Genomic DNA, 20375 nt, shown 5'->3' with positions numbered 1-20375 from the left:
TCAGCCGCGCTCGCGCTCCTGCAGCGCCCGCCACATCACCTTGCCCGTGCCACTCTTGGGCAGGTTATCGACGAACTCGATGCGCGCCGGCACCTTGTAGGCCGCCATGTTGGCGCGGCACCAGTCGCGCAACTGCGCTTCGGTCAGCGCCTCATGCCCTGCGCGCCGGACGACCACCGCCTTGACGGTCTCGCCGCGGTAGGTGTCGGGGGCCGCGATGACGCAGGCCTCGGCGATGCCCGGGTGGGCGTGCATGAGGTTCTCGACCTCGCTGGGCCAGACCTTGAAGCCGCTCGCATTGATCATGCGCTTTAGGCGGTCGGTCATGAAGAAGTAGCCGTCCGCGTCCACATAGCCGATGTCGCCGGTGCGGAAGAACCGCCGGCCCTCGAACTGACAGAACGCCGCCTCGGTCGCATCGGGGCGACGCCAGTAACCGTCGAACACCATGGGGCCGTGGACGATGATCTCGCCGCTCTCGCCCACCGGAAGTTCGCGCAGCGTGTCGGGGTCGACGACGCGGGCATCGCAGCTCAGATACGGCACACCCAGGCATTGCTGCTTGGGTGCGTCATAGGGATTGGTGTGGCTGGGCGCGGCCGTTTCGGTCAGGCCATAGCCCTCCATGTAGCGCAGGCCCCAGCGTTGCCACAGGCGCTCGGCCACGGCCTGCGGCATGGCGGCGCCGCCGCCGCCGATGTAGACCATGCTGCTCAGGTCGAAGCTGTCGACCTGCGGGCTGGCGAGCAGGTCGATGACCATCGTGGGGATGTTGGTCCAGCGTGTGACGCGGTGGTCCTTGATGAGGCGGGCGGCGTACTCGCGCTGCCAGCGCGGCATCAGCACCAGGGCCGCGCCGCCGGCGAGCGTGCCATGCATGACGACGACCATGCCGGTGATGTGGAACATCGGCACCACGCCGAGCACCACGTCCTCATGGCTGCCGCTGCCCCACAGCCCGCCGGCAAAGACGTTGTGCTGCAGGCTGCGGTGGCGGTGCATGCAGCCCTTGGGGTGACCGGTGGTGCCGCTGGTGTAGGGCAGCAGCGCGAGGTCGTCGGCGCCGACGGTCGTGACCGGCGGCGCAGCGATGCAGGCCAGCGCGTCGGCCCAGGCCGTGGCGCCGGCGGGCAAGGCGATGTCGGCGCTGAGCCAGTCGGCCCAGCCTGCCGGCAGCCCGGCGCCATCGGTCCGGCCGCCGGGCAGCACCTCGGCAAGCCGTGTGATCAGGAGGTCAGCGGCCGCCATGCCGCCAGCCAGCCACTCGGCACTGAGGTCGGCGCTGGTGATGGCCAGCACGGCCCCGCTGTCCTCGATGAGGTGCTTGAGCTCGGCCGCCTTGTTCATCGGGTTGACGGGCACGACGACGGCGTTGGCGCTGAGGATGGCGTAATGCGCGACGACCAGCTGCGGGCAGTTCTGCAGACCGACCAGCACGCGGTCGCCCTTGCCCACGCCGCGCTCGGCCAGCCAGGCGGCCAGGCGCTCGACTTGCACGGCCAGCTCGGCATAGGTTGTCGTGTGGCCCAGGTAGACCAGGGCCGGCCGGTGTGGGAACCGGCGTGCGCTGACCAGCAGGTTGTCGGGCAGGGCCGTGGCCGGGGGCTCGATGGCATGCGGCACGCGGGCCGGCCAGAACTGGTGGTGGGCTCGGGGGGTCATGGCGTCGTCTCCGGCTTTCTCTGCCCGACGACAAGGTAGACGCCGAGCAGCGTCACCACCATGCCGGCGATGGCTTGTGCGCCCAGTGTCTCGCCGAACAGCAACCACGCCATCACCGAGGTGACAGAGGGCACCAGATACATGGTGCTTGACACGGCGGTCACGCGGCCGTGGCGCAGCATGTAGAACATCAGGCTGATGCCGCCGGCCGTCAGCACCAGGATGCTCCAGGCCATGGCAACCAGCACCGGCGCGTTCCACTCGATGCGCATCGGCTCCAGCCACCACGCCAGCGGCAGCGTGACGGCGAGCGAAGCCACGAACTGCACCACCTGGCCCGTGCGCAGATCGAACTGCGGCACGAAGCGCTTCTGGTAGAGCGTGCCGCCGGTGATGGCGAGCAGGGCCATTACGCAGAGCAAGAGCGGCGCGCCGAAGCTGCTGCCGAGGTTGAGCTTGTGCCAGATGACGAGCACCACACCGGCCAGCCCGAGCGCCACACCCAGCCACTGGCGCGGCGTGACGCGTTCACCGATCAGCGGCGCCAGCGCGGCCACGAGCACCGGCTGCAGGTTGACGATGAGCGCCGCCGTGCCGGCCGGCAAGCCCTGGCGGATGGCGACCCAGACACCGCTCAGATAGAGCGCCTGAATGCCGATGCCGGCCACCGCCAGGTGGAGCATGTCGCGCCGCGACGGCCAGGCCGCACGCGCGGCCAGCGCCAGGCCCAGCATCAGCACGACCACGCCGGCATAGCGCCAGCTCAGGAAGGTCAACGGGTCGGCATAGGGTGCCGCCAGCTTGGCGACGATGTAGCCGGTTGCCCAGATGAAGATGAAGAGGGGCGGCGCGAGGCGGTCGAGGGTGGTCGTGACAGGCATCAGGCGACCATCATGCCCTCACACCGCTCGACGGCGGCGTCAGTACGGGGGCGGCGCCCAGCTCCCTCAGGCAGGTCATGCAGAGGCAGCGCCCGGGCCACTGGGCGGCGATCTCGGCGCGCTGCGCGTCGCTCAGGCGGATGCTGAAGCAGACGCAATGGCCCGCGTTCACGCCGCAGTTGAAGCCGCCGCCGCAGCGCGGGCAGGTTGTTGCGACCAGCGCTTCTTTCATCGCCGCACTTCTTGCAGCGCGGCTTCGCACAGTTCGGCCAGCACGCCCGCATCCACGTCGGCCATGCGCTTGATGTAGATGCAGCCTTTGCCGGCGCGGTGCTTGCCGAGCCTGGTGAGCAAGGCGGCGTGGGCGCCGGCGTCGCACGTCAGGTAGAGGCTGATGTCGCCCTTGCCGCCTGCGCCGCTAGCGAAGCCGATCTCGAAGATGTCGCCTTCGCGGCCGCTCTCGTAGACATAGTGGTGGTCGCCGAAGCCGACCATTTTTCCCCACATGCGCGGCGGGTGGCCGCTGACGCGCTGCATCAGCGCGGCCAGCGCCCGGCAGTCGGCCGCGCGGGCTTCGGGCTGGGCGGCGAAGAAAGCCTCGACATCAGCGTCGGTCGGCACGGTCTTGCTGGCTGTGGCCATGGCGGGCTCCGTTCAGAGCGGCCATTGTGGATCGTCGTCGGGGGGGGGCAGCGGCGTTGCGCGGGCCAACGCCATCCAGGTGGCGAAGTCCGGTTTGCAGGCGCGCTTGGGCGCGGGCCGTGCGAGTTCCAGATGGGTGGGGTGGCCGATCAACACACCGTACTCCGCGGGAATTTCGTCGGGCTCGGCGATACCCGCCTTGATGACGAACCAGCACTGGCCGCACAGCGCGCGGTAGGCGGCGGACTTGGTCGGCCGGCGCAGTTCGCCGAGGAGGTCGGCGCGGCTGACCTTGATCTCGTGGACGGCGGGTTCGAGGTAGTCCTCGACGGTGCTGTGGCGGATGGAGTAGACATCCGGCATGGCGTTGACCCAGAGCGTCTTGCCGTCCTCCTGCGGCAGCCCGGCGCGCAACACCAGGCCGCGCCACGCGATGCGGCCGGCGCGCTGCATCTCGGTGGCGACGCGCTCGACCAGCCCTTCGTGCGCATCCCTCGCGGCGCGGTTGCGGCTCAGCGAGGCGGCGATGAGGGCGACGCCGGCATCGGTCACTCGCAGGCGCTCGCGGCCGTCGGCTTCCTGCATGCGCTCGATCCAACCGGCCGCCAGCATCTCGACCTCGACGAGGTCCTGACAGGGCCAGCCGGCGCTGCGCCAGAGCTGACGCAGGCGCTGCAGGTGGAAGCGGGTGGGCTGGGACACAGGGGCGATCTTGCCGCCAGAAAGGACAAGGCCCCCGGGCCGGAGGGCACGGGGGCCTTGCTGAGGGGCGTGAAGCTTACGGGCGTTCGCGCTTGGGCAGGGCGGTGAGGCCGGCGATCGGCGCGTTCGTCGTGACGCCCGACGTGGTCGGCACCGCGAAGAAGGTCCACACGCTGTTGGCCGGGAAGACCAGCGCGCTGTTCGTGTAGATGGTACCGGCCGGTACGGTCAGGTCCACCTGCACGCCAGTCGCCGAGGACGACGTGGTGCTGAACGTCGAAGCACTGCCGGCTGCGATGTTGGAGGCGATCGAGCCGAACGCCACGTTCAAGCCGGCGCCCGACGTGGGCAGGGCGTTGACGAGGCGGATCTTGACTTCACCCGACACGGTGGGCAGGCGGTTGTCGTCGTCCAGCACGGTCAGCTGCGGATTGGCCGGGTCACCCCAGACCAGCAACGTCGAGTCCTTGCCGACGCCGAGCGTCGGCGCCGCGAACGTCCGGTTCACGCCATTGACTGCGACATTGAGCGTGCTCGCGCCCGAAGCCGTGGTGACGTATTCGCTGATCAGCGGGCTGATGGCGCTGTTGAACATCGTCTGGCCGTTGAGCGACGAGGTGACGGCACCGCCGCCGCTGAGTGCCGCCACGGTACGCACACGGCTTTGCGTGTTGGCAAAGTTCTTGGCGGCGCCCTTCTGGACCAAGGTGATGCCGTTGACCAGAACGCCACCGTCGGTGGCGGTCAGGATCAGCGTGTTGACGCTGGCGGAATCCAGCGTGATGGCCGGGATGTCCAGGCGCAGGTCGCTGCGCTTGTTGTAGCCCGTCACGCGCACGCGGAAGGTGCCCGAGTTGATTTCACCGTAGCCGCTGCCGGAGCCGCCTTGCAGATTGGTGGTGTGCGGGGTGGCCGACTCGAGCGGATCGGTCGCGCCCGTGACGTACACATCCATCGGGCCAGCATCGAGCGCAAGGTTCAGCACCAGCAGCTTGGCCTTGTTGGCCGGGGGTGCTGCTTCCGATTCCTGCAGCAGCGTGGTGCGGATGGCACCGGCAAAGCCGTAGGTGATGTAGGTGTAGTTCGTGCCGCCGGTCAGCGTGGGCGTGGTCGCCGAGATGCTGGTGCCGACGGGGTTGGTCGTGACCCTGCTGGCTGTGGCGCCGGTGTTCACGCCGCCGTATTCACCCACGCTGGCGTAGGCGACCGCGCTGTTGATCTTCTTCGTGTCGACTTCGAGGTCGAGCGAGTTGTAAGACCGCGTGGCGTTGAGCAGGCGCACCTGCGTGTTGCTGTCGCCGTCATCGCCGCCGCCGCCGCAGGCGGTCAGGAATGCAGTGGCCGACAGGCTCAGCGTCAGGACCAGCCGGGTGGCCCAGGGGGTGAATCGCATCGAGAACTCTCCGAAAAAACCAAACCGCCGGGCCTATCCCTGGAATGCGGACTCGCGATTAGAACTCAAGCGGAGGATGTCACGGTTTCCACCCCACAGCGGCGGGTGAAGAACTGTTGCTGAGGGAGAGGGTCTGCCCTAGATCCGGGTGAGGAGAACACTCCAATTCCGACGCGGGCGCGTCGGTAGCATCCGCCGCCATGAACTATCCCCACCTCCTCGCGCCCCTGGACCTCGGCTTCACGACGCTGAAGAACCGCGTGCTGATGGGCAGCATGCACACCGGCCTGGAGGACGGGCGCAAGCACTTCGAGCGCATGGCGGTGTTCTTCGCCGAGCGCGCGCGCGGCGAGGTCGGGCTGATCGTGACGGGCGGCTTCGCGCCCAACATCGAGGGCTGGGCCAAGCCGTTTGCCGGCACGCTGGCGACCTCGGGCTCGGCCCGGCGCCACAAGATCATCACGGATGCCGTGCATGCCGAGGGCGGCAAGATCGCGCTGCAGATTCTGCACACGGGCCGCTATGGCTATTCGCCGCTGTGCGTGGCGCCGTCGCGCATCCAGAGCCCGATCACGCCGTTCACGCCTCGCGAGCTGAGCGCGCGGGGCATCGAACGGCAGATTCGCGCTTTCATCCGCTGCGCGAAGCTGGCGCGCGAGGCGGGCTACGACGGCGTGGAGGTGATGGGCAGCGAGGGTTACTTCATCAACCAGTTCCTCGTCACCCACACCAACCAGCGCACCGACGACTGGGGCGGGTCGTACGAGAACCGCATGCGCCTGCCGCTGGAGATCCTGGCGCGCATGCGCGAAGCGGTGGGGCCGGACTTCATCATCATCTACCGCCTGTCCATGCTGGACCTGGTGCCCAACGGCAGCAGCTGGGACGAGGTGCTGGAACTCGCACGGCGTGTGGCACGGGGTGGGGCGACCATCATCAACACCGGCATCGGCTGGCACGAGGCGCGCATCCCGACCATCGCGACCAGCGTGCCGCGCGCGGGCTTCGCGTGGGTCACGGCCAAACTTCGCGCCAAGCTGCGGGAAGAGGGCATCACGACCCCGCTGATCACCAGCAACCGCATCAACACGCCCGAGGTCGCCGAGGAGGTGCTTGCCGACGGCAGCGCCGACATGGTGTCGATGGCCCGGCCGTTCCTGGCCGATTCGGAGTTCGTCAAGAAGGCACGCCAGGGCAGGGCCGACGAGATCAACACCTGCATCGCCTGCAACCAGGCATGCCTGGATCACACCTTCGCGCAGAAGATCTCGACTTGCCTGGTCAACCCGAGGGCGGCCTACGAGCAGGAGATCGTCTTACGACCAGTGCAAGGCGCGAAGAAGCGCGTCGCTGTCGTCGGCGCCGGCCCGGCGGGACTGGCCGCGGCGACGACGCTGGCCGAGCGCGGCCACGCGGTGACGCTGTTCGACGGCGCGGCGGAGATCGGCGGGCAGTTCAACATGGCCAGGCGCATCCCGGGCAAGGAAGAGTTCGGCGAGACGCTGCGCTATTTCCGCCGCCGCATCGAGATCACCGGCGTGGACCTGAGGCTGAATTGCCGCGTCGACGCTGAGGGCCTGAAGGACTTCGACGAGGTGCTGCTGGCCACCGGCGTCAGTGCCCGCGACCCGCGCATCAAGGGCCAGAACGAAGGCCAGGCGCGCGGCCAGGTGCTGAGCTATGTCGACGTGCTCAGGCACGACAGGCCGGTCGGCGGCCGCGTGGCCATCGTCGGCGCCGGCGGCATCGGCTTCGATGTCGCCGAGTACCTGCTGGAGGCTGGCCATTCGCTGACGCTGGATCCGGCGGCCTGGCGCAAGCATTGGGGCGTGGGCGACCCGGAGCAGGTGCGGGCCGGCCTGCTGCGGCCGGCACCGGATGCGCCGACGCGCCAGATCACACTGCTGCAGCGCAAGGCCGGCAAGCCAGGCGCAGGCTTGGGCAAGACGACCGGCTGGATCCACCGAGCAGCGCTGAAGATGAAAAACGTCGACATGCTGGCCAGCGTCAACTACGAGCAGATCACACCCGAGGGCTTGTGGGTCAGCTATGGCGAAAAGCGGGCGGACGCGCAGTTGATCGAGGCCGACACCATCGTGCTGTGCGCCGGCCAGGAGCCGCTGCGCGAGCTGGAGGCGCCGCTCAAGGCGGCCGGCGTCAACGTTCACCTGATCGGCGGCGCGCTGGAGGCGGGCGAGTTGGACGCCAAGCGCGCGATCCTGCAGGGGACGAAGCTGGCCTGCGCCCTCTGAGCGGCTTAGCTCTGGGACAGTTCCCAGAGTTGGTAAAGAGTGTCGTTGTCCTGCTCCGAGACTTCCAGGCCGGTGGCCAGATCGAAGCTCGAGTCGAACCAGCCGCCGACCGCGGCCTTGCCCTTGGCGCCATTGCCGCCGTTTGCGCGGGGCCGCTGCAGCGGCGTCAGCGGCAGCTTGGAAGTGGACCAGGCTTGTTGCGAAGAGCTGAAGAATTGCATGGTGGGCTCCGGGGTTTGAGGCGTTCGACACCGTGGAAAACGGCACAACGTCAGCATCGGCGCCAGCCCTCTTGCCGGCCATCACCCGGAAGGTGGAACGAAGGGGGAGTGCGGGGGATGGCCCCCCCCGAACTCACCCAAAAGGGGGATTCAAAATGGGGTCAGCATCAATTGATGCCCTCGATATCCCGCGGAACCGCAAACTGCCGCCGCGGATACGCTGGCGCCTGCCTCAGCCCAACGCCTGCACAACGACATGAAGCAACTCACCACGGCCGTCAGTCCGATCGACATCGCCGCCAGCCTGACCGAACTCTGGTCGCCGCGCGTCGTCGGCGCCTTTGACGACAACTACGTCAAGGTCGCCAAGGTGCAGGGGACCTTCGGCTGGCACCGCCACCCGGACGAGGACGAGCTTTTCCACATCCTGCGCGGCCAGCTGCGCATCGAGCTGCGCGACGGCCCCGTGACGCTGGAGGCCGGTCAGATGTTCGTCGTGCCGCGCGGCGTGGAGCACTGCCCGGTCGCCGAGGAGGAGTGCCTGCTGATGCTGATCGAGCGCAAGACCACGCTGCACAGCGGCGACTCGCCCAATGAAAAGACGCGCTCCATTGATGAGCAGCTGCGCGGCTAGCCGCGGGCCCGGCTCAGCTCGCGGCGGGCGTCCGCGCCGATCCAGCGCGCTGACTTCTCGGGACGGCCGCACAGCCGCTCCGCCAAAGTGAGCGCCGGCTCACGCAAACCGGTACTGCGCTTGCCGATCTGACGCAGCGCCCAGTTCACGGCTTTCTTGACGAAGTTGCGCTCGTCGTCGGCTGCGGCTTCGATAAGGGGCAGCCGGGCGAGGAAATCGGCATCCGGTCGCGTCTTTTGGTGCACCGCGGCCACGGCCAGCAGCGTGAAACCGGCGCGCTTCTCGAACTCCGGCTGGCGCCCCGACCAGCGTGGAATGGCGTCCCAGGCCAGCGGGCTTTTGACAAACGCGTTCGTGCAGGCCTGGTCGCAGACATCCCAGGCGCGCATGCCGGCCACCCAGTGGTCCATCTGCTCGACCGTCAGCTTCGCGGACTCGGCCACCATGCTGGCCAGGATCTGGGCGTCGGGGATGCCGGTGTCCCACAGCGCCAGCGCCAGCTCGTGGTCGCGCTTGAACTCGCGCGCCAACGCTCGCAAAGTCGGCACGGCCAGGCCCAGGCGGCCCTCGCCGGTAAGGCCGAAGCGGGCCATGTCGGCCAGTGCCTCCGGGCGGGCCGCCGCACGCAGGCGGCTCAGAGCGTGATGAAGGCGGTCGCTGCTGTTCATGGCAAGGGTGCTTGACTTAGAGCGCACTCTAGGTCGTCCAATGCCTGCATGGCATCCCGAGACGACCCACCCCTGCTGCTGATCGGCACGTTGGCCCAGCGTTGCGGCAAGTCTGTTCATGCGATCCGCTGGTACGAGGCACAAGGCCTGGTGCCCGGCGTGGCGCGCGACGCCGGCGGCCGGCGGCGCTATAGCGAGCAACACGTCGCCTGGCTCGAACTGATGGAAAGACTGCGCACGACCGGCATGTCCATCGCCGAGATGCGCCGCTACACGGCCTTGGTCAGCCAGGGCCGCAAGAGTCTGGCCGCGCGGCGCGACATGCTCGCCGCTCACCGCGCCGACGTGCTGGCGACCATCGCCCGCTGGCAGGACGCCCTGGGCGCGCTGGACCAGAAGCTCGATTTCTATGACGACTGGATCGCAACCGGCGAGCGCCCGGCACGTGATCCGCTGAACCCCAGGAGCACGCCATGACTTCCGTTGACACCCCGGTCGCCAACAAGGCCCTGCTGCAGTCCATCTACGCCGCCTTGGCGGAGGGCGACGGCGGCCCCTTCGTTGCTGCCATGGACGAAGACTTCAGCTGGACGATTGCCGGCGTCTCGCGCTGGTCGCGCCGCTGGGCCGGCCGTGACGCGGTGCGCGGCCAGCTGCTGCAGCCGTTGTTCCAGCGCTTTGCGACGCGCTATCGCAGCCGCGCGCAGCGCTTTATCGCTGATGGCGAGCACGTGGTCGTTCAGTGCCGGGGCGAGGTGCAGACCCACGCGGGCGAGGCCTACAACAACCACTACTGCATGGTGTTCCGCCTGCGGGCCGGCCGGCTCTTGGAGGTCACCGAGTACATGGACACCGACCTGGCCTGCCGCGTGCTCGGTGCGCCCGATCCCGGCCCTCATGCGGCCAGCTCATGAGTGGCCTCGGTAAACGCGCCAGGGCTGCCGCAAAGCCAAGGACAATCGGCGCACCCCCTTATCGCCGCCCGCCATGAAGCTGCTACCCCTCTTCTCGACGCTTGCGCTTTCCCTGACCCTGAGCTGTGCCCCCGCCCATGCCACCACCGGCCCCGGCGTGTCCTGGCAGGCCGCCGCGGCCGACGCCGACATCGACCGCTACTTCGTCCAGGCCAAGACCGAGAAGAAGCCGGTGCTGCTCTACTGGGGAGCCAAGTGGTGCCCGCCTTGCAACCAGCTCAAGGCCACGCTATTCAACCGCGCGGACTTCATCGAGCAGAGCAAGGCCTTCGTGGCGGTCGGCATCGATGGCGATGCGCCCGGCGCCCAGAAGCTGGGCACGCGCTTCAAGGTGCGCGGCTATCCGACGCTGATCCTGTTCAACGCCAATGGCAGCGAAGTCACACGGCTGCCCGGCGAGGCCGATGCGGCCCAGGTCATGAAGGTGCTGCAACTCGGCCTGTCCAGCGGCCGCCCGGTCAAGGCGGTGCTCGCCGACGCCCGGGCTGGCAAGAAGCTGTCGGCAAACGAATGGCGGCTGCTCGGCTTCTACGGCTGGGAGACAGACGAACAGCAACTGCTGCCCGTGACCGAGCGCGCCGCGACGTTGACCCAGCTGGCCAAGGCCAGCGAAGCTGCCAATCATGGTGACGGGGAGACGACGACGCGGCTATGGCTGAAGTCCATCGGCGCGCTGGCAGAGGGCAAGGCGGCCGACGCAGCCCAGCTGCCGCGGCTGCGGGCCGTGCTGGCCGACGCGGCGCAGGCGCGTGCGCAGATGGACGTGCTGGCCAACGAGGCGACCGATCTGGTCAAGGCGCTGGCGCCCGCCCAGGGCGAGGCGCGCGCGGCGCTCGTCGCCGAGTTCGACACGGCCCTCCGGCGCCTGAACCAGGACGCGACGCTGTCCCGCGCCGACCGCCTGAACGCGCTGCAGGCACGCATCGACCTGGCCCGCATCGACACGGCCAAGGATGAGCCGAACCCGAAGAACTTGCCCGCAGCGCTGCTGGCCGAGGCTCGCGAGCAGACCAGCCGCGCCAATCGCGAGGTCACCGACGGCTTCGAACGCCAGGCCGTCGTCACTCAGGCCGCCCATCTGCTGGGCCGCGCCGGCCTGTGGAAGGAGAGCGACGAGCTGCTGAAGTCGGCCCTGGCGCGCAGCCACTCGCCCTACTACCTGATGAGCCAGCTGGGCGGCAACGCCAAGAAGCAGGGCCGCAAGGCCGACGCGCTGCGCTGGTACGAGGAAGCCTTCAACAAGAGCGAGGGGCCGGCGACGCGCCTGCAGTGGGGCTCGGGCTATCTTGCGGCGCTGGTGGAGCTGTCGCCCGAAGACACGCCGCGCATCGAGAAGGCCGCCGCCCAGCTGTTTGCGGAGGCCGAAAAGGACCCCGGCGCGTTCTATGAGCGCAGCGAACGGTCGCTCAAGCGCGTGGCCAGCCTGCTCGGCACCTGGAACCAGGGGCCGGCACAGGCGGCCGCGGTCGGCCGGCTCAAGGCCCAGCTCGACGGCGTCTGCGGCAAGCTTGACGGTGCAGACGTCAAGGCCCGTTCGGCCTGCCAGGGACTGATGAAACCGGCCAGCAAGGCCGCCTGATCAGACCCCGTCCGACAGCAGCGGCTCGCGCCGCAGGTCGGCGTCCACATCCATCAGCACGCTGGCCAGTTCCAGCGTGCGCCACAGGCCCTCGGGCATGGCCATGATGGCCTCGGGGGTGCGCGCCTGGCTGACCCAGGCACCAATCTCGGCATGCTGCTCGTGGGTCAGCAGGCAACGATCACGCATCTCGTCGAGTGTCTGCACGCACTGCCTTTCTTCGCGGCTGGGCCGCTGTCGGGATGTTGAGGTGGGCAGGCGCATCCAGTAGCGCCACGGCATTGCAAAAGTAGCACATGCCCCGCCATTCATCACGCATTTGGGGCCATTCAACCGACCACGCCGCCAGCCGACCCCGGCCCGGTGGCAGCCCGCGCAGGGGCCTGGATACTCGCGGCCAACCCGTCCCCGGAGCTTTCCTCATGCCCCTGCCCGCCCGGCGCGCCTGTGCGCTCGCCGCTCTCATCTCGGCCGCGCTGTGCGGCCCGTCGCTGGCCCACGCGGCCACGGCGCTCAAACCCTGCCGCGTCGACAGCATTCCGAACGAGCTGCTGTGCGGCAGCCTGCAACGCCCGCTCGACCCCGCACGGCCGGACGGCGCGAAGGTGGACATCCAGTTCCTTGTCGTGCCCGCGATGGCGCGCAACAAGCAGCCCGACGCCGTGCTGATGCTGGCGGGCGGGCCCGGCCAGAGCGCCATCAACGTGGCGCCCCGCGTGCTGCAGCGGCTCGGCCGGCTGAACAACCGGCGCGACCTGGTCTTCATCGACCAGCGCGGCACCGGCAAGTCGGCACCGCTGGACTGCGCGGACGACAGCAAGCTGCCGGTCACCGAGCAGCTCGACACGGCCGCGCAGATGCGCCGCCTGGACGAATGCCGCGCGGCGCTGGAGAAGCTGCCGTACGGGCTGGACGGCGGCCTGCGCTTCTTTACGACGACCATCGCCATGCAGGACATGGATGCCGTTCGCGAGGCGCTGGGCGTGCCGCAGTGGAACCTCATCGGCGGCAGCTACGGCACACGCGCGGCACTGGAGTACCTGCGCCAGTTTCCAACCAAGGTGCGCCGCACGATCATCGACGGCGTGGCGCCGCCCGACATGGTGCTGCCGGCCAGCTTCTCGCCCGATACCCAGGCGGCGCTGGACAAGCTCATCGCAGCCCATGCCAAGACACACCCCGAGCTGCGCGCCGACTGGCAGAAGCTGCTGGCCTCGCTGCCGCGCCAGGTCAGCGTGGCTCACCCGCTGACCGGCGTGCCGGAGCAATTCGCCGTTGACCGCGAGCTGCTGCTGCGCGCGGTGCGGCCGCCGCTCTACCAGCCCGCGCTGGCCGCCGCCCTGCCCGCTGCCATCCACGCGGCCGCGGCCGACGGCCGCTTCGAAGGTCTGTTCGGGCTGACCACTGCCTTCGGCACAGGCAAGGGCATGAAGCTGGCGATGGGCATGCATTTCTCGGTCATCTGCGCAGAAGACGTGCCGCGGCTGGCGCAGGCGGCCGACGCACCGGCGGCGGACTTCGGCCGTGTCGATGCCGACATGTACGCCCGCGTCTGCAAGACCTGGCCCCGCGGCGAGGTGCCGGCCGATTTCTACAAGATCCCGCCAGCGCCCAGCCCCGTGCTGCTCATGAGCGGCGGCGCCGATCCGGCCACGCCGGCCCGACACGGCGAGCGCGTGGCCAAGGCGCTCGCCGCAGGCAACCCGGCGCGCGTGCAGCATCTCGTCGTGCCCGAGGCCGGCCATGGCGTCATGGCCGTGGGCTGCGTGCGCGATGTCATGTTCCGCTTCATCGACGCAAAGACGGACGAGGCCGCGCTGCCCGAGGGCTTCTTGAAGGACGCCGCCTGCGCGACACGCGTTCCGCGGCCGCCGGCCTTCCAACCCGTCCAGCCGGTTCAGGCAAAGGCGCTGAAATGATCGACATCCAAGACGTCCACAAGCATTTTGTCGCCCAGACCGGCGGCGGCCTGTTCAAGCGTGGCGCAAAGCGCGTCGTGCACGCGGTTCAAGGCGTCAGCGTGACGGCGGCCAATGGCCGTATCACCGGCCTGCTCGGCGCCAACGGCGCGGGCAAGACGACGACGCTGCGCATGCTGGCCGGCCTGATCAAGCCCGATGCGGGTCATATCGCCTGCGACGGCATCGCGGTGCAGGATGCACCGCTGAAAGCATTGGCGCGCATGGGCATCCTGGGCGACGCGCATGGCCTGTACCCGCGTCTGAGCGCGCGCGAGAACATCGCCTACTTCGGCCGCCTGCAGGGCATGGCCCCCGAGGCCGCGAACGCGCGCGCCGAGGAGCTGGCCCGGCTGCTGGACATGCAGGCCATCCTCGACCGCCGCGCCGACGGCTTCAGCCAGGGCGAGCGCATGAAGACGGCGCTGGCCCGCGCGCTCGTGCACGACCCTGCCAACATCGTGCTCGACGAGCCGACCAACGGCCTGGACGTGCTGGCCACCCGCGCGCTGCGCGAAGCCTTGCGCTGGCTGCGCAGCGCCGAGGGTGGCGGCAAGTGCATCGTGCTGTCGACGCACATCATGCAAGAGGTGGAGCTGCTCTGCGATGAGGTCGTCATCGTCTCCCATGGGCGCAGCGTGGCGCGCGGCAGCGTGCCAGAGCTGCTCGACCAGGCGGGTGAACCGCGCTTCGAGGACGCCTTCGTCAAGCTCGCATTTCCGGAAGAGGTGGCTGCATGAAGCAGGCCTGGATCGTCTTTGCCAAAGAGTTGTCCGACGCGCTGCGTGACCGTCGCACGCTGCTGCGCCTGCTCATACCCGCCCTGCTGATGGGGCCGCTGCTGTTGATGGCGCTGTCAGGCTTGATCGCCTCGTTCGAGGAGCGCGCCGAGCGGCGCGAGCTGATGGCAGTGGGCATCGAGCATGCGCCGACGCTGAAGAACTTCATCGAACGCCAGACCTACACGGTCAAGACCGCACCGGCGGACTACGAAGCGCAGTTGCGCGCCACCACGCTGCTGGAGCCGGTGATGGTCGTGCCGGCGGACTTCGAGGCCAAGCTGCTGATCGGCGAGGCGCCGACGGTCGAGGTGGTCAGCGACAGCGCCAACCAGCGCGCCAGCGGCGGCGTGGGCGCCATCAAGGGCCTACTCTGGGGCTTCAACCGCGAGCGGGCCTCGCTGAACCTGGCAATCCGCGGCGTTTCCACCGAGCTGCTGGAGCCGGTCGACATCGAGGACCGCGACCTCGCCAGCGTGCAGGCCCGCGCCGCGCGGCTGACCAGCATCATCCCGATGTTCATCATCATGGCCGTGCTCTATGGCGCGCTGACCGCGGCGCTGGACAGCACCGCGGGCGAGCGCGAGCGCGGCTCGCTGGAGCCGCTGCTGATGAACCCCGCGCCGCATGGCGCCATCGTGGCCGGCAAGTGGGGCGCCGTCGCGCTGCTGGGCATGGCGGTGGCGCTGTTGTCGTCCTTGAGCTTTGTGCCAGCGCAGTGGCTGCTGAAGAGCGACAGCCTGCAGGCCATGTTCCAGTTCGGCATGCAGGAGGTGGTGGCCTTCTGGCTGCTGCAGATCCCGCTTGCGGCCGGCCTGTCCGCCCTGCTGATGGCTCTGGCCATCCGATCCAAGACGTTCAAGGAGGCGCAGGCCAGCAGCACCCTCGTCATCACCGCCGTCAGCCTGGCGCCGATGGTCGGCCTGCTCAATCCCGGCGGCGACGCGCCCTGGTACCTCTGGGTGCCGGGTCTTGCGCAGAATACGCTGATGCTGGCCGTGCTGAAGGGCGAGACGCTGCGTTGGGCTCAGGTCATGCCGGGCGTCGTCATCGGCTTGGCGCTGACGGTGGTGGCGCTGCTCTACGTGGCGCGGTCGATGCGCGCGGCGGTGGCACGATGAGGGCCGTTGCCGCTTTGGCAGGCTTGGCGCTCGCCGGCTGCGCCAGCATCGAGCCCGCCACGCCGCCCGACTACACCGGCCCAACGGCCAATGTGGCGGACCAGGCCGTGCAGGTCAGCGGCCAGCTGCTGCACGTGTTCGAGATGACGCAGGTCGACGGGCGGCGCCTGGCGACCACCAGCATGGCGACCGTGCGGGCCAACCAGGGCCGCGGTTTTGCGGTGGCGCCGGTTGCCCTGACGAACGAGCTGCCGCTGCGCCCGGCGCGCGTGCATCTGCAGGCCACCACGCAATACGCAGCGCCCATCCTTGCGATGACCAACCCGACCTGCAGGGTGCAGGGAGACGTCGCCTTCACGCCGCAGGCCGGCAACGCCTACCGCGTGGCAGGCCGCATTGCGGCCGAGGCTTGCGAGGTCTGGATCGAGGATCTGGCCAGCCGGCAGCCGGTGACGGACAAGGTCAGCGGCAAGGGCACAGGGCCTTAAAGCCGCCGCGCCGCCGCGGCCAGCAGCGCGCGCGAATACCAGCGGTGAAAGCCCAGTAGCGCGTGGAAGACCCAGCCCATTCGCGCCTCGCCGCCTGCCGCGGGGCGACGCGGCACGACGGCCGAGCCGAACCACAACGTCGTGCCGCCCTCACTCGCCTCGGCCTTGAACCAAGAGCGGGTGGCGCCGCTATCTTCGTGCATCAGCAGCTCGTCGCCACTGCGCGCTTCGATCGTCCAGGCCGCCAGCCGCTGGCCGTCACCGCGCGCCAGGGCCCGGGCCATGGCGTCGCTGGAGGGCTTGCCTAACAGCGCAAGCAGCGCACGCTCGACCTTGAACAGGCGCGTCGTGTAGAAGGCCTCGACGAGTTCGGCCAACGTGACCACACGCGGCATGCGCAGCGTGTAGGCATCGGCAAAGGCGCTGCGTTCGCTTGCGAGGCGGGCGAGCAGGCTGTCGGGTGGTGGCGGGGTGTCGGTCGGCGTCATGGCGCCGGAGCGTAAATGGCGATGAGCGGGATAGCCGCAACTGATTGGCCGGCCGAGCTGAGAATCATTAGCATTTGCTATTCGATTCAAACCAGCGATAGACACCATGGCCAAGACCGTCAGCTTCGGCATCCTGCATCTCGGCACTTCTTTCGGCATCACTTACGCGCTGACCGGCAGCGTCGCCATCGCCGGCGCGGTGACCTTCATCGAGCCGCTGGCCAACACGGTGCTGCACTACTTCTTCGACGAGTATTGGGACCATCCGCGTGCGCAAGGCTGGCGGGCGCGTTTCGGCCGCGTTCGCGGCGCCCAGCCTCAGCCGGCCTGAACGGGCGCGGTCTCGTTCTCCATCCACCCCAGCCAGCGCATCGCCTGCTCGCGGTTGTCGCCGCACATCAGCTCTTCGGGTTGCAGGGAGCCGCACACGGCCGGCCGCTCAGGACGGCCGAATATCCGGCAGCGCAGTTCATCGTCCAGCTGCACGCAGCGCACGCCAGCCGGCTTGCCATTCGGGTGGCCGGGGATGGGCGAGCTGATCGACGGGGCGATGCAGCAGGCGGCGCAATGGGGGCGGCAGTCCATGGCGCAATTGTCATGGCAGGCTTAAAATGTGCAATTCCCAAGTTTTGTACAAAATCACAATGCACAGCCTGCCGTTGAGCGAGTTCCGCGCGAATGTGTCCGCCATGCTGGACTTGGTCGAGAAGGGCGAGACTGTGCGCATCCTGCGCCATGGCAAGCCGGTGGCGGAGCTGGTGCCGGTGGTGGAAAAGACCGCTGACCCTGAACATGTGCCCAGCTGGAAACGCCCCTTCACTCCGCTGGTGTGCCTGAAGCCGGGGGCCAAAACCGGCTCGCAGATGATCATCGAAGAGCGCGAAGAATCGCCGTGGTGAGCCCATGAAAATGTTGTTGGACTCATCGGCGCTATTCAAGCGCTTCGTGGACGAACCGGGCCGCGCGGCGGTGCTGGCCTGCATGGGCAACGCCCGCAGCCTGGTGGCCGCACCGCATTGCCGGGTCGAACTCCACTCGGCGTTGACGCGCCTGGGCCGGGAAGGCCGCTACGACATCGAAGCGCTGCGGCAAACACGCGCGGAGATCGACAGCAGTTTCGAGCAGGTCGACGTGATGCCCTTCACGTCCGGCCTGGAACGCGCTGCCATACAGGCGCTGGACGCGACCCCTCTGCGGACCATGGACGCGCTGCACGTGGCGGCCGCGCTGCTCGGCCGCGTGGACTTGTTCGTCACGGCCGACCGCCGCCAGGCCGCCGCCGCAGAGGCTGCGGGCCTGCGCACACACTTGATTTCGGAATGACGACCATGCTGTACCCCAAGGAATTCGACGTCATCGTCGTCGGTGGCGGCCATGCCGGCACCGAGGCCGCGCTGGCCGCCGCGCGCATGGGCGCGCAGACGCTGCTGCTGACCCACAACATCGAGACGCTGGGCCAGATGAGCTGCAACCCCAGCATCGGCGGCATCGGCAAGGGCCACCTCGTCAAGGAGGTGGACGCCCTGGGCGGCGCGATGGCGCTGGCCACCGATGAAGGCGGCATCCAGTTCCGAATCCTGAACGGCAGCAAGGGCCCAGCCGTGCGCGCCACCCGCGCGCAGGCCGACCGCATCCTCTACAAGGCCGCCATCCGCCGCATGCTGGAGAACCAACCCAACCTGCAGCTGTTCCAGCAGGCGGTGGACGACCTCATGGTGGAAGGCGACCGCGTCGTCGGCGCCGTCACGCAGGCCGGCATCCAGTTCCGGGCCCGCGCCGTCGTGCTGACGGCCGGCACCTTCCTGGACGGCCGCATCCACGTCGGCCTGCAGAACTACTCCGCCGGCCGCGCGGGCGACCCGCCGGCCGTCTCGCTGTCGGCTCGGCTCAAGGAGCTGAAACTGCCTCAGGGGCGCCTGAAGACCGGCACCCCGCCGCGCCTGGACGGCCGCACCATCGACTTCAGCAAGTGCGAGGCGCAACCGGGCGATCTCGACCCCGTGCCGGTATTCAGCTTCATCGGCAACAAGGCCATGCACCCGCAGCAGGTGCCCTGCTGGATCACTCACACCAACCTGCGCACGCACGAAATCATCCGCAGCGGCTTCAACCGCAGCCCCATGTTCACCGGCGTCATCGAGGGCGTGGGGCCGCGCTACTGCCCGAGCATCGAGGACAAGGTCAACCGCTTCGCCGACAAGGACTCGCACCAGATCTTCCTGGAGCCCGAGGGCCTGACGACGCACGAGGTCTACCCCAACGGCATTTCCACCTCCCTGCCCTTCGACATTCAGCTCGCCGCCGTGCGCAGCATCCCGGGCCTGGAGAACGCCGACATCCTGCGTCCCGGCTACGCCATCGAGTACGACTACTTTGACCCGCGCGGTTTGAAGGCTTCGTTCGAGACCAGGGTGATCCAGGGTCTGTTCTTCGCCGGGCAGATCAACGGCACCACGGGCTACGAGGAGGCCGCCGCCCAAGGTTTGTTTGCTGGCCTGAACGCGGCCCTGCAGGTACGCGGAGACGGTCCCTGGACGCCAGCGCGCGACCAGGCCTATCTCGGCGTGTTGGTCGACGACCTGATCACCAAGGGCGTCACCGAGCCCTACCGCATGTTCACCAGCCGCGCCGAGTTCCGCCTCCAGCTGCGTGAAGACAACGCCGATGCGCGCCTGACGGAGACTGGCCGCCAACTGGGCTTGGTGGACGACGCTCGATGGACTGCATTCAACCGCAAGCGCGACGCCGTTTCACGTGAAACAGAACGGCTGAAGAGCACGTGGGTGCATGCAGGCATCCTGCCGGCGGCGGACGCGGAGCGCCTCGTCGGCAAAGCGCTCGAGCGGGAGTACACGCTGGTTGATCTGCTACGTCGCCCGGGCGTCGTTTTTGACACCGTTGCCGAAGTCGCTTCGATTGCGCGACCCGAGGCCGGTGTTTCACGTGAAACGTTGAACGCCGAGTTGGGCTCCGAGCTGGCCGCTCTTGTGACCGAGCAAGTCGAGATCAGCACCAAGTACGCCGGCTACATCAACAAGCAGGTAGACGACGTGGCCCGCGCCGCGCACTCTGAGCACCTGAAGCTGCCGGACGACTTGGATTACGGCCTCGTCCACGCCCTCTCCTTCGAGGCACGGCAAAAGCTGAATACCCATCGCCCCGGGACGCTGGGCCAGGCATCGCGCATCTCCGGCATCACGCCAGCGGCGATATCGCTGCTGCTGGTGCACCTGAAGAAGGGCAAGTTCAAGGGCTTCACCGCCGAGGCGGAAGCTGCATGAAGGACGCGCTCGAAGCGGCAGCACGCGAACTCGGCCTGGACCTCAGCGAGAACCAACTCGGCCAGCTGCTGGCCTACCTGGCCCTGCTGCAAAAGTGGAACAAGGTCTACAACTTGACCGCCGTGCGCGACCCCGAGCAGATGCTGACGCACCATTTGGTGGACAGCCTTTCGGTCATTGCCCCGCTGCAGCGGCACGGCGCGCCGGCCAGACTCATGGATGTGGGCGCTGGCGGTGGCCTGCCAGGTGTCGTCATCGCGGTCTGCTGCCCTCGGACCGACGTCAGCTGCGTGGATGCCGTTGCCAAGAAAGCCACTTTTATCCAGCAGGTCGCGGCCGAACTGCGCCTGCCCAACTTGCACGGCGTCCACAGTCGCGTGGAAATGCTGGAAACCGAACCATTTGGCGTGATCACATCACGAGCCTTCGCGTCGCTGGTCGACTTCACCAGCCTGACGCGGCGGCACGTGGCTGAAGGCGCCATCTGGATGGCGATGAAGGGCCACCACCCGACCGACGAAATCGCGGCCCTGCCCACCGACGTGGACGTGTTTCACGTGGAACAACTGGCTGTCCCGGGCCTGGACGCCCGGCGCTGCATCGTTTGGATGCGCCCCCGCTGAACTACCATCCCGCCCTCTGAGGGCAGGAC

The 20375-nt window shown here is 68.5% G+C and carries 25 protein-coding genes; 14 read left to right on the top strand and 11 right to left on the bottom strand.

Translation table 11 applies throughout. The features are described from left to right. The 6 genes from ASC81_RS13845 to ASC81_RS13820 form a co-directional block, all read right to left on the bottom strand. Window positions 1-1662, bottom strand: coding sequence for a long-chain-fatty-acid--CoA ligase (locus ASC81_RS13845; protein WP_056268087.1), 1662 nt, complete (start codon window positions 1660-1662; stop codon window positions 1-3). Then, complete coding sequence (locus ASC81_RS13840) at window positions 1659-2543, bottom strand: DMT family transporter (protein WP_056268083.1); 885 nt, start codon at window positions 2541-2543, stop codon at window positions 1659-1661. The genes ASC81_RS13845 and ASC81_RS13840 overlap by 4 nt, the downstream gene beginning before the upstream one ends. Before the next feature lie 10 nt (window positions 2544-2553). After that, the gene (locus ASC81_RS13835) at window positions 2554-2775 is read right to left on the bottom strand and encodes a cysteine-rich CWC family protein (RefSeq protein ID WP_056268081.1); all 222 of its coding nucleotides are present in this window, start codon (window positions 2773-2775) and stop codon (window positions 2554-2556) included. After that, entirely contained in the window at window positions 2772-3185 is a 414-nt protein-coding gene (locus ASC81_RS13830) for a DUF1801 domain-containing protein (RefSeq protein WP_056268078.1), read from the bottom strand. The genes ASC81_RS13835 and ASC81_RS13830 overlap by 4 nt, the downstream gene beginning before the upstream one ends. A 12-nt stretch (window positions 3186-3197) precedes the next feature. Beyond that, a complete protein-coding gene (locus ASC81_RS13825; protein WP_235533659.1) occupies window positions 3198-3887 on the bottom strand; it encodes a hypothetical protein in 690 nt (229 codons plus the stop codon). Between the two features lie 76 nt (window positions 3888-3963). Next, window positions 3964-5280 carry a DUF4397 domain-containing protein gene (locus ASC81_RS13820; RefSeq protein WP_056268072.1) on the bottom strand — a complete coding sequence of 439 codons (1317 nt, stop codon included), beginning with the start codon at window positions 5278-5280 and terminating at the stop codon, window positions 3964-3966. 200 nt (window positions 5281-5480) lie between these two features. On the opposite strand from ASC81_RS13820, the gene ASC81_RS13815 reads away from it, so the two are divergent. Further along, the gene (locus ASC81_RS13815; protein ID WP_056268068.1) at window positions 5481-7532 is read left to right on the top strand and encodes an NADPH-dependent 2,4-dienoyl-CoA reductase; all 2052 of its coding nucleotides are present in this window, start codon (window positions 5481-5483) and stop codon (window positions 7530-7532) included. A 5-nt stretch (window positions 7533-7537) separates the two neighbouring features. Here ASC81_RS13815 and ASC81_RS13810 read toward each other — a convergent pair whose 3' ends face one another. After that, the gene (locus tag ASC81_RS13810; protein ID WP_056268065.1) at window positions 7538-7753 is read right to left on the bottom strand and encodes a hypothetical protein; all 216 of its coding nucleotides are present in this window, start codon (window positions 7751-7753) and stop codon (window positions 7538-7540) included. A gap of 256 nt (window positions 7754-8009) precedes the next feature. Between ASC81_RS13810 and ASC81_RS13805 the strand changes: the two genes are divergently transcribed. Next, window positions 8010-8387, top strand: a complete 378-nt coding sequence (locus ASC81_RS13805) for a cupin domain-containing protein (protein WP_056268062.1) — start codon at window positions 8010-8012, stop codon at window positions 8385-8387. On the opposite strand, the gene ASC81_RS13800 is transcribed toward ASC81_RS13805, so the two are convergent. Beyond that, window positions 8384-9055: a DNA alkylation repair protein gene (locus ASC81_RS13800; protein ID WP_056268059.1), complete on the bottom strand. Its 672-nt coding sequence runs from the start codon at window positions 9053-9055 to the stop codon at window positions 8384-8386. The genes ASC81_RS13805 and ASC81_RS13800 overlap by 4 nt on opposite strands. 48 nt (window positions 9056-9103) lie before the next feature. Between ASC81_RS13800 and ASC81_RS13795 the strand changes: the two genes are divergently transcribed. The 3 genes from ASC81_RS13795 (at window position 9104) to ASC81_RS13785 (ending at window position 11608) form a co-directional block, all read left to right on the top strand. After that, entirely contained in the window at window positions 9104-9532 is a 429-nt protein-coding gene (locus ASC81_RS13795) for a MerR family transcriptional regulator (RefSeq protein ID WP_056268055.1), read from the top strand. Next, window positions 9529-9969, top strand: coding sequence for a nuclear transport factor 2 family protein (locus ASC81_RS13790; protein ID WP_056268052.1), 441 nt, complete (start codon window positions 9529-9531; stop codon window positions 9967-9969). The genes ASC81_RS13795 and ASC81_RS13790 overlap by 4 nt, the downstream gene beginning before the upstream one ends. A gap of 73 nt (window positions 9970-10042) precedes the next feature. Beyond that, window positions 10043-11608: a thioredoxin fold domain-containing protein gene (locus ASC81_RS13785; protein ID WP_056268049.1), complete on the top strand. Its 1566-nt coding sequence runs from the start codon at window positions 10043-10045 to the stop codon at window positions 11606-11608. Here ASC81_RS13785 and ASC81_RS13780 read toward each other — a convergent pair whose 3' ends face one another. Beyond that, window positions 11609-11815 carry a hypothetical protein gene (locus ASC81_RS13780; RefSeq protein WP_056269021.1) on the bottom strand — a complete coding sequence of 69 codons (207 nt, stop codon included), beginning with the start codon at window positions 11813-11815 and terminating at the stop codon, window positions 11609-11611. A 215-nt stretch (window positions 11816-12030) separates the two neighbouring features. Between ASC81_RS13780 and ASC81_RS13775 the strand changes: the two genes are divergently transcribed. From ASC81_RS13775 to ASC81_RS13760, 4 genes are read left to right on the top strand one after another with little or no spacing between them, the layout of a single operon-like run. Then, the gene (locus tag ASC81_RS13775) at window positions 12031-13527 is read left to right on the top strand and encodes an alpha/beta hydrolase (protein ID WP_056268047.1); all 1497 of its coding nucleotides are present in this window, start codon (window positions 12031-12033) and stop codon (window positions 13525-13527) included. Further along, a complete protein-coding gene (locus ASC81_RS13770; protein ID WP_056268044.1) occupies window positions 13524-14306 on the top strand; it encodes an ATP-binding cassette domain-containing protein in 783 nt (260 codons plus the stop codon). The genes ASC81_RS13775 and ASC81_RS13770 overlap by 4 nt, the downstream gene beginning before the upstream one ends. Beyond that, a complete protein-coding gene (locus ASC81_RS13765; protein WP_056268041.1) occupies window positions 14303-15466 on the top strand; it encodes an ABC transporter permease in 1164 nt (387 codons plus the stop codon). The genes ASC81_RS13770 and ASC81_RS13765 overlap by 4 nt, the downstream gene beginning before the upstream one ends. Beyond that, on the top strand, window positions 15463-15954 hold the full coding sequence (locus ASC81_RS13760; RefSeq protein WP_156392107.1) for a hypothetical protein: 492 nt from the start codon (window positions 15463-15465) through the stop codon (window positions 15952-15954). The genes ASC81_RS13765 and ASC81_RS13760 overlap by 4 nt, the downstream gene beginning before the upstream one ends. Here ASC81_RS13760 and ASC81_RS13755 read toward each other — a convergent pair. Beyond that, window positions 15951-16442 carry a hypothetical protein gene (locus ASC81_RS13755; protein ID WP_056268036.1) on the bottom strand — a complete coding sequence of 164 codons (492 nt, stop codon included), beginning with the start codon at window positions 16440-16442 and terminating at the stop codon, window positions 15951-15953. The genes ASC81_RS13760 and ASC81_RS13755 overlap by 4 nt on opposite strands. A gap of 106 nt (window positions 16443-16548) precedes the next feature. Between ASC81_RS13755 and ASC81_RS13750 the strand changes: the two genes are divergently transcribed. Next, window positions 16549-16773, top strand: a complete 225-nt coding sequence (locus tag ASC81_RS13750) for a DUF2061 domain-containing protein (protein WP_056268033.1) — start codon at window positions 16549-16551, stop codon at window positions 16771-16773. On the opposite strand, the gene ASC81_RS13745 is transcribed toward ASC81_RS13750, so the two are convergent. Then, entirely contained in the window at window positions 16761-17027 is a 267-nt protein-coding gene (locus ASC81_RS13745) for a zinc/iron-chelating domain-containing protein (protein ID WP_056268032.1), read from the bottom strand. The two genes, ASC81_RS13750 and ASC81_RS13745, sit on opposite strands and share 13 nt — an antisense overlap. A 59-nt stretch (window positions 17028-17086) precedes the next feature. Between ASC81_RS13745 and ASC81_RS13740 the strand changes: the two genes are divergently transcribed. Genes ASC81_RS13740 through rsmG form a run of 4 tightly spaced genes read left to right on the top strand, consistent with a single transcriptional unit; the run spans window position 17087 to window position 20346 of the window. Then, a complete protein-coding gene (locus ASC81_RS13740; RefSeq protein ID WP_082536512.1) occupies window positions 17087-17341 on the top strand; it encodes a type II toxin-antitoxin system Phd/YefM family antitoxin in 255 nt (84 codons plus the stop codon). A gap of 4 nt (window positions 17342-17345) precedes the next feature. Then, complete coding sequence (locus ASC81_RS13735; RefSeq protein ID WP_082536511.1) at window positions 17346-17765, top strand: type II toxin-antitoxin system VapC family toxin; 420 nt, start codon at window positions 17346-17348, stop codon at window positions 17763-17765. Window positions 17766-17770: 5 nt separating this feature from the next. Beyond that, a complete protein-coding gene (mnmG, locus tag ASC81_RS13730; RefSeq protein WP_056269019.1) occupies window positions 17771-19723 on the top strand; it encodes a tRNA uridine-5-carboxymethylaminomethyl(34) synthesis enzyme MnmG in 1953 nt (650 codons plus the stop codon). Further along, window positions 19720-20346 (top strand): 16S rRNA (guanine(527)-N(7))-methyltransferase RsmG, encoded by a 627-nt coding sequence (gene rsmG, locus ASC81_RS13725; protein ID WP_056268024.1) that lies wholly within the window; start codon window positions 19720-19722, stop codon window positions 20344-20346. Before mnmG ends, rsmG begins: the two co-directional genes overlap by 4 nt. The last annotated feature ends 29 nt before the right edge of the window (window positions 20347-20375 follow it).

The organism is Pelomonas sp. Root405, assembly GCF_001425165.1.
GTDB lineage: Bacteria > Pseudomonadota > Gammaproteobacteria > Burkholderiales > Burkholderiaceae_C > Pelomonas.
This window is presented reverse-complemented; position numbering and strand designations above follow the sequence as displayed.